This is a genomic window from Acidovorax sp., assembly GCF_046339755.1.
Lineage (GTDB): Bacteria > Pseudomonadota > Gammaproteobacteria > Burkholderiales > Burkholderiaceae_C > Acidovorax.
Genome location: NZ_JBKDTZ010000412.1, coordinates 1 through 10,582, shown reverse-complemented (window position 1 = coordinate 10,582; position 10,582 = coordinate 1). Strand labels below are relative to the sequence as shown.

At 67.8% G+C, this 10,582-nt stretch carries 9 protein-coding genes and 1 pseudogene; 4 read left to right on the top strand and 6 right to left on the bottom strand.

Annotation, left to right across the window (positions count from 1 at the left end):
- A pseudogene (locus ACK59X_RS35430) lies at window positions 1-295 on the bottom strand (sugar ABC transporter substrate-binding protein); the annotation flags it as partial.
- Between the two features lie 238 nt (window positions 296-533).
- Here ACK59X_RS35430 and ACK59X_RS35425 point away from each other — a divergent pair.
- Together ACK59X_RS35425 and ACK59X_RS35420 are read left to right on the top strand one after the other, a co-directional pair.
- A complete protein-coding gene (locus tag ACK59X_RS35425) occupies window positions 534-1,259 on the top strand; it encodes a response regulator transcription factor (RefSeq protein ID WP_409964275.1) in 726 nt (241 codons plus the stop codon).
- A gap of 9 nt (window positions 1,260-1,268) precedes the next feature.
- Window positions 1,269-2,678, top strand: coding sequence for a sensor histidine kinase (locus tag ACK59X_RS35420; protein ID WP_409964274.1), 1,410 nt, complete (start codon window positions 1,269-1,271; stop codon window positions 2,676-2,678).
- Window positions 2,679-2,869: 191 nt separating this feature from the next.
- On the opposite strand, the gene tal is transcribed toward ACK59X_RS35420, so the two are convergent.
- Window positions 2,870-3,817, bottom strand: coding sequence for a transaldolase (gene tal / locus ACK59X_RS35415; RefSeq protein ID WP_409964273.1), 948 nt, complete (start codon window positions 3,815-3,817; stop codon window positions 2,870-2,872).
- Between the two features lie 191 nt (window positions 3,818-4,008).
- Between tal and ACK59X_RS35410 the strand changes: the two genes are divergently transcribed.
- A complete protein-coding gene (locus ACK59X_RS35410) occupies window positions 4,009-4,854 on the top strand; it encodes a MurR/RpiR family transcriptional regulator (protein WP_108016385.1) in 846 nt (281 codons plus the stop codon).
- On the opposite strand, the gene fabF is transcribed toward ACK59X_RS35410, so the two are convergent.
- Entirely contained in the window at window positions 4,845-6,176 is a 1,332-nt protein-coding gene (fabF, locus tag ACK59X_RS35405; protein WP_409964272.1) for a beta-ketoacyl-ACP synthase II, read from the bottom strand. The genes ACK59X_RS35410 and fabF overlap by 10 nt on opposite strands.
- A 101-nt stretch (window positions 6,177-6,277) precedes the next feature.
- Here fabF and ACK59X_RS35400 point away from each other — a divergent pair, with 101 nt between their 5' ends.
- Window positions 6,278-6,883 (top strand): TetR/AcrR family transcriptional regulator, encoded by a 606-nt coding sequence (locus ACK59X_RS35400; RefSeq protein WP_409964271.1) that lies wholly within the window; start codon window positions 6,278-6,280, stop codon window positions 6,881-6,883.
- Between the two features lie 64 nt (window positions 6,884-6,947).
- Here ACK59X_RS35400 and ACK59X_RS35395 read toward each other — a convergent pair whose 3' ends face one another.
- From ACK59X_RS35395 to ACK59X_RS35385, 3 genes are all read right to left on the bottom strand, one after another.
- On the bottom strand, window positions 6,948-8,846 hold the full coding sequence (locus ACK59X_RS35395) for a bifunctional metallophosphatase/5'-nucleotidase (RefSeq protein ID WP_409964276.1): 1,899 nt from the start codon (window positions 8,844-8,846) through the stop codon (window positions 6,948-6,950).
- Between the two features lie 141 nt (window positions 8,847-8,987).
- A complete protein-coding gene (locus ACK59X_RS35390; protein ID WP_409964270.1) occupies window positions 8,988-10,007 on the bottom strand; it encodes an ABC transporter ATP-binding protein in 1,020 nt (339 codons plus the stop codon).
- On the bottom strand, window positions 10,004-10,582 hold a 579-nt coding region (locus tag ACK59X_RS35385; protein WP_409964269.1), incomplete at its 5' end, for an ABC transporter ATP-binding protein. The genes ACK59X_RS35385 and ACK59X_RS35390, both read right to left, overlap by 4 nt.

Below are 10,582 nucleotides of genomic sequence, written 5' to 3'. Positions count from 1 at the left end.
CGCCTTCGGAGGCCCACTCCTGGATGGCCGGGCCCTTGGTCTGTGCGGCCGAGGGCGGGTTGCCCGAGATCACGCGGCTCTTGAGCACGGTCATGGCGCTGTCGCCACCGCCGCCGGCCACGGCGAAATCACGCCAGGTGTGGCCCTTGCCCTGCATGATCTTCTTGAGCTCGGCCACGGACTTGGCTTCGCCACCCGAAGTCCAGTAGTGCAGAACCTCCACCTCCCCCGCACCGGCTGTTGCCGATGCCGCCACAACCGCCGCGACGGCGGCGACTTTTGTCAACTTCCACATACCCATGTCTCCTCGTTTGTGTGAGTCCGTTTGTGCGCCGGCTGACCCATGCCGATCAGCGCAGTCGGTACTTTAATTACAATAATTAATGAACATATCAGGGCTTTCCCGGGGTGTGCGTTACACGCCAAAGGAATTTCCCTGTTATCGAATTACCGCCTCGCTCGCGCCTCGGTGCTTTCCCTGCTGTGCGCTGTGCGCGACCTCGGCGAGGGAGGCCCTTTGCTATCCTCTATCCATGGCCACCCTATTGATAGTCGAAGACGATGCCTTGCTGCTGGACGCCTTGACGGGCCAGCTCCAGCAGCTGGATTTCAGCGTGTGCACGGCCTGCAGCGTGGCCGAAGCCACGGCCGTGCTGCAGAACCAGGCGGTGGACGGCATCATCCTCGACCTGGGCCTGCCCGGTGCCGACGGCATGGAACTGCTGACCTGGGCACGCACCCACATTGCCGGCCTGCCGGTGCTGATTCTGACCGCGCGCGACGGCATCGACGACCGTATCCACGGGCTCAACGCCGGGGCCGACGACTACATCACCAAGCCCTTCAACATGCAGGAGCTGCAAGCCCGCCTGCAGGCCATGCTGCGCCGCGCGCGCCTGCCCGCTTTCACGCAGGCCAGCAGCGTAGCGGGCGGGCCCAGTACCGCCATCGGCAGCCTGCAGATCGACCATGGCCAGCGCAGTGCGGTGCTCGGCGGCGAGCCGCTGGAGCTCACGCAGCGCGAATGGGAGCTGCTGGAGCTGCTGGTCAACCGCTGTGGCGAGGTGGTCACGCGCGACGACGTGCTCGCCGCCTGGCGTGCCGGCCCGCCCGAGCCCGGTCAGGCAGCAGCCGCCCCGCTCAACTCCAATGCGCTGGAGGTGTATGTGCACCGCCTGCGCCGCAAGCTCGACACATCGAACCTGGTCATCCGCAACATACGCGGCTTGGGCTACATGCTGGCCAAGCCTGCCGAGTAGGCCGCTTCCATGCGCCCCATTCCCGGCGTTTCCCTGCAACGCAAGCTGCTGCTGTGGCTGCTGCTGCCGCAGCTGGTGCTGTGGCTGTCGGGCGGTTTCCTGGCCTGGCGCATCGCGCTGCAGAACGGCGAGAAGGGCATCGACCAGACGCTGACCCAGTCGGTGCGCGCGCTGGCGCGCCAGATCAAGCCCATCGGCGATGGCCTGCTGGTGGACTTTCCCAAGGCTGCGCAGGACATCCTGGAGCAGGACCCGGCCGACCGCGTCACCTACATGGTGTCTTCGCCGCCGGGCCGCTTTCTGCTGGGCAATGCGCAGTTGCCGCCGCCACCGCCCGTGAGCGTGGACGTGGGCGAACCCTTCCTGTACCACACCCGCGTGGACGACCGCCCCGTGCGCGTGGCCCTGCTTGAAGTGGACTATGGCACGCCGCAGGCACGCCAGCGCCTGCGCGTGCAGGTGGCCCAAAGCCTCACGGTGCGCGAGCGCATCGCCCAGGAGCTGCTCGAAAAGATGCTGCTGCCCATGGGCCTGATGGGCCTGGCCCTGAGCGCCGTGGTGTATGCCGGCGTGCTGCGCGGCCTGCAGCCCCTGAAGCGACTGGAAGCGCAGATCGAGAAGGCAGGTGCGCGCAAGCGCAATACGGCCGACCCCTTGCCGCCCATCGAACTGACCTCGGCCCCGCAGGAGGTGCACTCGCTGGCCAGCACCATCAACGCCCTGCTGGAAGCCGTGGCACGTGGCCAGCAGAAGGAAAAGCGTTTTCTCAACGATGCCGCGCACCAGTTGCGCACGCCACTGGCGGGCCTGATCGGCCAGACCGAACTGGCGCTGCACGAGAGCCGCGAGCCGGCCGTGCAGGAGCGGCTGCACAAGGTGCTGTCGGCGGCGCGGCGCAGCGCCCACCTGGTGCACCAGCTGCTGCAGCTGGCGCGCTCGGAGAGCAGCGTGGCCATGCAGACCCTGGACCTGGCAGCCCTCGCACGCGAGGTAGCCCGCGATTGGGCGGCGCGCGCCGTGGCCAGCGGCGTGGACCTGGGCTACGAGGGCGAGGAGCAATTGGCTGTCCAAGGCCACCCGCTGCTGCTGCGCGAAGCACTCAACAACCTGATCGACAACGCCCTGCACTATGCGGGCCATGGCGCGACCGTGACGGTGCGGGTGGACATTGCGGGCGCCGGCATGGCCACCCTGGCGGTGGAAGACGATGGCCCCGGCGTGCAGCCCGCCCACCTGCGCGACCTGTTCGCCCGCTTCTGGCGCGGCTCGGACAAGCCTGGCGGCTGCGGTCTGGGCCTGTCCATCGTGGAAGAGGTCGCACTGCAGCATGGGGGCCAGACCTTCGCCGAGCCGGTCACGCCGCATGGCCTGCGCGTGGGTCTGAAGGTGCCGCTCAGCGCCGCGGCACCCCGGACCTAGAACCGAACGAACGGTTGCGGCTTTATCCACAGCCTGGGTATGGCCCCCGCTCGCCGCAACCGGCGCGCCCCAGGCAAGAACCACCGCGCAAGGGCCGCCCCGCCGCGCTGGTGGTGTCCCCCTTCCCGAATCGCGCAGCGATTCGAGAGAAGGGGTGAAGGCGCGTCAGCGCCTCAGGGGGATGTACCGAATCACGCGGCGAGGATGAGCTTTTCGAGCTTGACGGCGTCCACCGCAAAACCGCGAATGCCCTCGGCCAGCTTCTCGGTGGCCATGGCATCTTCGTTCAGCGCGTAGCGGAAACCGGCTTCGTCGTAGTTCACGGCCGGCAGGTCCAGGGCCTTGGCTGCGGCGGGCTTGAGGGCGGGCGCCAGCGGGGCATCGCTCGCGGCCAACTGGGCCAGCAGGTCCGGGGCGATGGTCAGCAGGTCGCAGCCGGCCAGCGCAGTGATCTGGCCGGTGTTGCGAAAGCTCGCGCCCATGACTTCGGTGGCGATGCCGAAGTGCTTGTAGTGGTTGTAGATCTGCGCCACGGACTGCACGCCGGGGTCGTTGGCGCCCGAGCGCGCGGCCTCATCCCACTGGGCGCCGGCCTGCTTCTTGTACCAGTCGTAGATGCGGCCCACGAAGGGCGAGATCAGCTGCACCTTGGCCTGGCCACAGGCCACCGCCTGGCAGAACGAGAACAGCAGGGTGAGGTTGGTGTGGATGCCGCGCTGCTCGAGCTTCTCGGCCGCCTGGATGCCCTCCCAGGTGGCAGCAACCTTGATCAGCACGCGGTCGATGTGGACGCCCTCGGCCTGGTACAGCTCGATGATGCGCTCACCGCGCGTGATCGTGGCCTGGGTATCGAAGCTCAGGCGCGCATCGACCTCGGTGGAAACGCGTCCGGGGATCGTGGCCAGGATCTCGCAGCCGAAACGCACGATCAGGCGGTCGATGATCTCGTCCATGGGGCGGCCACGGAACCGGCTCACCGTGTCCGTGAGCAGCGGCGCGTACTCTGGCTTTTGCACCGCCTTCAGGATCAGCGACGGGTTGGTCGTCGCATCCTGGGGCTGGAACTGGGCCAGTTGCTTGAAGTCACCGGTGTCGGCCACCACGGTGGTGAACTGTTTGAGGGCGTCGAGTTGGTTCATGCCCCCATTATTCCGCATCACCGTGTCGGGGACCGGTACTACCAAGCACCAGTACACAGCGCACCATGCCTGCGCGGCAGACTCCGGGTTGAACCCAAGTTACCAAAATCGATGGAACCCAGTTACCATCAATTCCTTGCACCCGCCGATCCACATCACCACCTTGTGCCCCTGCCGGGTACGCCGCTGACATGCTCGACCGCATCACCGCCTCTCTCTCGTCGCTGGCCCCTGCCGAGCAGCGCGTGGGCAAACTGGTGCTGGCCGACCCGCGCAGCTTCGCCCGCCTGCCGGTGCGCGAGCTGGCCGAGCGCGCCCATGTGAGCAAGCCCACCGTGGTGCGGTTTTGCCGCAGCATGGGCTACGACGGCCTGGCCGACTTCAAGCTCAAGCTCGCGGGCAGCGTGAGCGAGGGTGTGCCCTTCATCCACCGCAGCGTGGACGCCGACGACAAGACCGGCGATGTGCTGGTCAAAGTGGTGGACAACGCCGTGGCCGCCTTTCTGCAGTACCGCAATGCCGCGAGCACCGTGGCGCTGGAGCGAGCGGCCGAAGCCATCGCCGCGACCTGGAAGACCGGGCGGCGCATCGAGTTCTATGGCGTGGGCAATTCGGGCATCGTGGCGCAGGATGCACAGCACAAGTTCTTCCGCCTGGGCGTTACCTCCATCGCCACCAGCGACGGACACATGCAGGTGATGAGCGCCACGCTGCTCGGCCCGGGCGACTGCCTGGTGATCGTCTCCAACTCTGGCCGCACGCGCGACCTGATGGACGCGGCCGACATTGCGCGCAAGAACGGCGCCACCACCATCGCCATCACGGCCAGCGGCTCACCGCTGGCCAGCACCTGCCAGATCCACCTGGCCGCCGACCACCCCGAGGGCTACGATCGCTACAGCCCCATGGTCTCGCGGCTCATGCACCTGCTCATCATCGACGTGCTGGCCACCTGCGTGGCCCTGCGCATCGGCAGCCCGCTGCAGCCCATCCTGCAGCAGATGAAGGAAAACCTGCGCGCCAAGCGCTATGCCTGAACGGGCACCGGTGCCCAGCGCTTGAGCACCAGCGTGGCGTTCACGCCGCCAAACCCGAAGCCATTGACCATGGCGTGCTCCAGCGCCATGGGGCGGCTGGCGCCGGCCACCATGTCCAGGCCTTCGGCCAGTTCGTCGGGATTTTCGAGGTTGCGCGTGGCCGGTACCACCTGGTCGCGCAGGGCCAGGGTGGTGAAGATGGCCGCCACCGCACCCGCCGCGCCCAGCAGGTGGCCTGTGGCCGCCTTGGTCGAGGCAACGGCCACTGATCTGGCCGTGCCGAACACGCGCCGGATGGCGGCCAGCTCGCCCCGGTCGCCCACGTAGGTGGAGGTCGAATGGGCGTTGAGGTGCTGCACCTCGCTGGCGGCCCGGCCGGCCTGGGCCAGCGCCAGTTCCATGGCCCGGCGCGCGCCGTCGCCATCCTCGGGGCCGGCGGTGATGTGGTGCGCATCCGCCGAGGTGCCGTAACCCACGACCTCGGCCAGCGGCGCGGCGCCGCGCGCCAGCGCATGGTCCAGCGATTCGATCACCAGCATGCCGGCGCCCTCGCCCATCACGAAGCCGTCGCGCGCCGCATCGAAGGGGCGCGAAGCCTGATCGGGATGGTCCGAGAAGCCTGTGGACAGTGCCTTCGCGGCGGCAAAGCCGCCCAGGCTCACCCGGTCGATGGTGGCTTCGGTGCCACCGCAGATGGCAATGTCGGCCTCGCCGCATCGGATCATGCGCGCCGCGTCGCCGATGGCCTGCACGCTGGCAGCGCAGGCCGTCACGGGAGCGCCCAGCGGCCCCTTGAAGCCGTGGCGGATCGACACATGGCCAGCGGCGAGGTTGACCAGGAAGGATGGAACGGTGAATGGCGACAGGCGCTGCGGGCCGCGCGTGTCGGTGGTGCGCACGGCCTCGGCAATCGCGCCGAAGCCGCCGATGCCTGAAGCGATGACCGTGGCAGTGCGCAACTGGCCCCGCTCATCGGCAGGCGCCCAGCCGGCTTGCGTCAGTGCCTGTTGCGCCGCGCCCAGGGCGAAGGGAATGAAGCGGTCCATCTTGCGCTGGTCCTTGGCGGAAGCAACGCTGTCCGGGCTCCAGCCGCCTTCGGGATCATCCTCCAGGCTGGGCACGGCTCCGCCCACCTTCGCGGCCAGGCCCTCCACCACCTCGTCCGGTAGGCGGCGCAGGCCCGATGCACCCGCCAGCAGGCGCTGCCAGGCCAGTTCCACGCCGACACCCAGTGGTGAAACCAGGCCCATGCCCGTGATGACCACGCGCGGGACGCGGGCGGCGCCGTTGTGGGGGAGTGATGGTGCGTTGCGGTTGTCCATGGGAGGGGCGCAGCACAGGCCGCGCATTTATGATGACGGGCGCCATCATAAACAAGTCAACGCTTAATGCGTACGACCATCATCAAAAAGAGGTTTCCCCCATGAAAGTCTCGAAGGCACAGTCGGCAGAGAACCGCCAGGGCATCCTGGACGCCGCCGCGCGCCTGTACCGCGAGCACGGCCTCACGGGCGTGGGCGTGGCCGACATCACGCGCGATGCAGGCCTGACCCACGGCGGCCTGTACCGCCATTTCGAGAACAAGGACGCCCTGGTGCGCGAAGCCTGTGCGCGCGCCTTCGACTGGACGATCACGCCGCTGGACGGCATGCAGAAGGACATGGGCAGCGGCGAGGCCGGCCTGGCCGCGCGGGTGACGAGCTACCTCTCGCCCCAGCACCGCGACCACCCCGGCGAGGGCTGCCCTGCCGCAGCGCTGGCGGTGGATGCAGCGCGCGCAGGGGGCGAGCTGTCCGAGGTGTTCGCGCAGGGCATCGAGCGCAACATCGAGCGCTTCGCACGCGTGCTCGAAGGCCTCGACCAGGGCGAACCCAGTGCCGAAGGCAGGGCCCGCGCCATGAACATCCTGGCCACCATGGTCGGCGGCCTGGCACTGGCGCGCGCCACGGCAGCCGGCCGCCCTGCCCTGTCCGACGAGATCCTCGCCACGCTGCGCGAGCATTTGATCGCGGGCTCGAAGGCTCCATGAAAAATGCCGGCACAGGGCCGGCATCGGTACAGGGCTCAGGCAAGAGGGCTTGCGCCCCCTTCCATCAGTTCGGACCTGTGAAGTTGCGGGTGCTGTAGAGCTCGGTCGGCAGGCGCTTGAGCAATGGCAGGCCGGTGGCCGCATCCTTGGGCTGCTTCTCGATGTAGCTGAAGAACACATCGGCATCGAGCACGCCGATGTCCAGGCGGCGCGCGGCGGGCACAGCGGCCAGGGTCTTGTAGCCGTCACCGCCGGTGGCATTGAAGCTCAGCACGAAGAGCTTGTAGGTCTTGGCGTTGTCCAGCGGACCCCAGGCACCGGTGGTGGGGTTGCGCACCTCGATGTTGGTCACGCGCTGGCCGAAGGCTGCGCGCGCGTTCACGTCGTAGCGCAGGCCACCGGTGTAGGGGTATGGGCCCGACGAACCGCCGGGGCCGTACACGGCTTCAACACCGTCTTCCAGCATGCCCTTGACTTCCGTGCCGGTGATGTTGAGGCGGAACAGCATGTTGCCAAAAGGCAGCACCTGGATCACCTGGGCCGCCGTGGTACGGCCTTCCAGCGGGATACGCACGCCACCACCGCTTTGCAGCGAGATGTCGGCACCGCCGTACTTGAGGTTGGCCTCGTCCAGGTAGGCCTGGGCCACCAGTTGCTGGATGTCGCCGCCGCGCACGCTCACGCTGCCTTCGGCGTTGCAGGCCGCGCTGGAGCGGCTGTAATCCACCGAGCCCACGCCGCCGGGGACGCGGCGCGAGCACAGCTCTTGCGGCGCGAAGGCGACCTGCGTCAGGTTGAAGCCGGCGATCTTGTCCTTGTAGGGCTGCAGCACGGCCGTGGCGGCAGCGGACGGCTGTGTGATGCGCAGGAAGCCGCTGGCGGCCACGCTGGCGCGCAGGGCGGTCTTCTCGGCGTCGGTGGCGGCCTTGCCGGCGATGGTGAAGTTGTCACCGATCAGCACGTGGGGCGTGCCATTGCACTGCGTGACGTTGCCGGAGCCGTCGAAGCTCACCTTGAGCTCGCCGACGACCTGCGAGTACTCCCAGGCCTGCACGGCGCAGACGGTCTTGCCATCCTTGTCGGTCAGGCGCGTGGGGTAGGCACCGCCGGGCGTGCCCACCGCCGTGGTGGTCAGGCCATTGGGGCCGAGCAGGGTGTGCGAGTCGCCGCCCACGACCACATCCACGCCGCTGAGCTTGGGGATGATCTGCTTGTCCAGGTCATAGCCGATGTGGCTCATGACGATGATCTTGTTGATGCCCTGACCGCGCAGGACGTCGATCTCGCGCTGCGCTGCCGTGGCTTCGTCCTCGAAGGTCGTATCGGGGTCGGGGCTGGAGGAGGCCTTGGTCTTCTGGGCGATGGTCAGGCCGATGATGCCGATCTTCTGCCCGCCGCGCTCCACCACGGTGGAAGGGCTCACATAGCCGGGGGCACGGCTGGGGTTCAGGGCCGAGTTGGCGCCGAACTTCACGTTGGCGCTGAGCACCGGCGTCTTGCAGGTGCCCTTCCTGAGCAGGTCCAGGAAACCCTTGAGGCCGGTGTCGCCCTTGTCGAATTCATGGTTGCCCAGAGTGAAGGCGTCGAAGCACACGGTGTTCATCATCGCGGCGTCGGCCTCGCCATCGGCACCGGCGCGGTTGAAGTACAGCGTGCCGGTGAGCGCATCGCCCGCATGCAGCTTGAGCACATTGGGAGACTGGCCCGCCAGTTCGGCAATCGCCGCCGTCACGCGCGGGAAGCCACCGGCATCCACGGCCACGGCCACGTCCACCGGCGCAGCACCGCCAGCGGACAGCTTGAGCGTCTTGGACTTTGACTCCAGCGTGGAATGGCTGTCGTTGATATGCAGGATGGTCAGGTCCAGCGGCCCATCGCCGTCCGATCCCCCGCAGGCGGCGAGCACGCCCGCCACTGCCAGCGCCACGCCGCCCAAGCGCATCCAGCGCGCTCCACTCATCATTCCCATGTGTGCTCTCCCAGCCATTGGTCAAAAGCAGCCATGGTGGAAACGCTCCATGACAAAACCGTGAAGCAGGCACAATGGGCCTGCCATCGAAAAGGGCTCCCGAAGGAGCCCTTTCAATGGAGGCGCCGGAACATCCTATTGGATGCGCCCCTCTTCGACAGCGTGGCAGGCGATGCGGATGCCGCCAATGGAGAGCAGCTGCGGGCGCTCGCTGCGGCAGCGGTCGTTCACATGCGGGCAGCGCGGATTGAAGGCGCAGCCGGGGGGCGGGTTGAGCGGGTTGGGCACCTCGCCCTGCACGGGGGTGCGCGCCTTGCCCGTGTCGTGCATCTTGGGGATGGCATCGAGCAGCATGCGCGTATACGGGTGGCGCGGGTTGTCGAACAAGGCGTGCTTGTCGGCCAACTCCACCAGGCGGCCCAGGTACATCACGCCGACCTGGTCGCTCACGTGGCGCACCACGGCCAGGTTGTGCGAGATGAACAGGTAGGTCAGCTGGCGCTGGCGCTGCAGGTCCTTCATGATGTTGAGCACCTGGGCCTGCACCGACACGTCGAGTGCCGAGGTGGGCTCGTCGCACACCAGGAACTCCGGCTCGGTGGCCAGGGCGCGCGCGATCGAGATGCGCTGGCGCTGGCCGCCCGAGAACTGGTGCGGGTACTTGACCATGTCCAGCGGAGACAGGCCCACCGACTGCAGCAGTTCGCCCACGCGCTGCTTGAGCTCGGCCTTATCGGTGATGAGTCCGTGCTCGCGCAGCGGCTCGCCGATGATGTCCTCGACCAGCCAGCGCGGGTTCAGGCTCGCATAGGGATCCTGGAAGATCATCTGGATGCGCCGGCGCATGGCCTGCGAATCCTTGCCCTTGAAGGCAGCGTGTGCATCCTGGTTGTCAAAGGTCAGGCCACCGCGCGTGGGGTCGTACAGGCCCACCAGCAGGCGCGCCACGGTGCTCTTGCCGCAGCCGGACTCGCCCACCAGGGCCAGGGTCTTGCCCTTTTCGATCTCGAAGCTCACGCCGTCCACCGCATGCAGCAGGGTGCGCGGCTTGCGCTCGATCATGCGGTTGAGCCAGGGGGCGGAGACGTCGAAGGTCTTGGCCAGGTCATGCGCCTGCACCAAGGGTTTGCCGGAAGTTGTTGGCACGGCGCTCATGCGGACACCTCCGCAGGGGCGGTGGCGTGCAGCCAGCAGGCTGCGCGGGTGGAACCCGCTGGCATGAGGTCGGGCCGGTCGACCATGCAGCGGTCGAAGGTCTTGGGGCAGCGCGGGTTGTAGGCGCAGCCCTTGGGGATGGCGTTGAGGCGGGGCATGGCTCCGTCGATCTGGTTCAGGCGTTCACGGTCCACCGCCATGTCGGGGATGGAGGCCATCAGGCCGCTGGTGTAGGGGTGGGAGGGCTTGTTGATGACGTCGTGCACGGGGCCGATCTCGGCCACGCGGCCGGCATACAGCACCGCCACGCGGTCGCAGGTCTCGGCAATCACGCCCATGTCGTGGGTGATCAGCATGACGGCGGCACCGCGCGATTTGCAGATGTTCTTGAGCAGCGTGATGATCTGCGCCTGGATGGAGACGTCGAGCGCCGTCGTCGGCTCGTCGGCGACGATGAGCTTGGGCTCGGCCGCCAGGGCCAGGGCGATCACCACGCGCTGGCGCATGCCGCCAGAAAACTGGTGCGGGTACTTGACCATGTCCAGCGGAGACAGGCCCACCGACTGCAGCAGTTC